At 72.7% G+C, this 1,084-nt stretch carries 1 protein-coding gene; it reads left to right on the top strand.

Going from position 1 to position 1,084, the window contains the following annotated elements:
• Positions 1 to 188: 188 nt before the first annotated feature.
• Positions 189 to 1,084, top strand: an 896-nt coding sequence (locus HMPREF3105_RS08465) for a cytochrome (RefSeq protein WP_070709227.1), incomplete at its 3' end; no start/stop codon positions are given.

The following is a 1,084-nucleotide window of genomic DNA, read 5'->3' on the forward strand; positions in this document are numbered from 1 at the left end:
TGGCGCTCTAGCCAACTGAGCTACATCCGCGTGTCGGTGCCGCCGGGATCCGCTCGTCCGAGCCGCTCACCTGCGTTTTCCAACGAGAAAGAACTCTAGGCCATCTCCGCCCGGATGCAAAATCGGCGTCGGCAGGCGTGTCGGGCCACCCCGTCGGGGGTCCGCGGACCCTGCCAGAATGGCTGACCATGACCCAGCCACGCCTCGCGCATCAGACCCCCCACGGACGCATGTACGCGCGCTCCCTCTCCGGCCTGCCCGAGGTCCCGTCCATCACCACCGTGATCGGCATGGAGAAGACGGACCTGGACGGCTGGGTCGGGTGGATGGCGGCCCAGTCCGTGACCCAGGATCCGCGCCTGGCGGAATCCGTGGGCTCCGCGGCGCGCCTGAAGCAGGTGGCCCGCCAGTCCGCCGACGCCGCCGCCCGCTACCGGGACGCCGCGGCCGAGCGCGGGGACCGCGTGCACGACTACGCCGAGCAGGTGGCCCAGCGCGCCCTCGGCCGCCCCCACACCATGGCGGAGGCCCGGGCCCGGCTGATCGAGCACGGCGAGGGCGCCTACGCGGACCGCTTCGACGAGTGGTGGGACCTCTACGACGTCCGGCCGATCGCGGCCGAAATCACCGTCTGGAACCACACGGTGGGCTACGCGGGCACGCTGGACCTCGTCGCCCGAATCGGCGGCCGGCTGTGCCTGATCGACTACAAGACGAAGGGCACGGGGCGGGACGGACGGGTCAAGGCGCTCGACCCCAAGGTGGTCATGCAGTTGACCGCCGGCCTGAAGGCGGAGGAGTCCCTCGTGGATCCCGAGGCCGGCACCTGGGAGGAGTGGCGGCACGGGCAGGCCGAGATGCTGCTCGGCGTCGCCCTGGGGGAGACCGAGGTCGCCGTGCACCAGGCCAACCCGGGCGTGCTGCCCCGCCACTGGCACAAGTTCTGGGCCCTGCGCCAGGTCTGGAAGCACGCGCAGGCCGTGGACGACGCCGGCCCCGCGCTCCGTGTCATCGGCCCGCCTCCGCCGTCGGTCCCGGTGTCGGCGGCCACCGGTCTGCAGGCCGTGCGCGCCGCGGCGTTCGG

Origin of the sequence: Micrococcus sp. HMSC31B01 (assembly GCF_001816085.1) — a bacterium.
Taxonomy (GTDB): domain Bacteria; phylum Actinomycetota; class Actinomycetes; order Actinomycetales; family Micrococcaceae; genus Micrococcus; species Micrococcus luteus.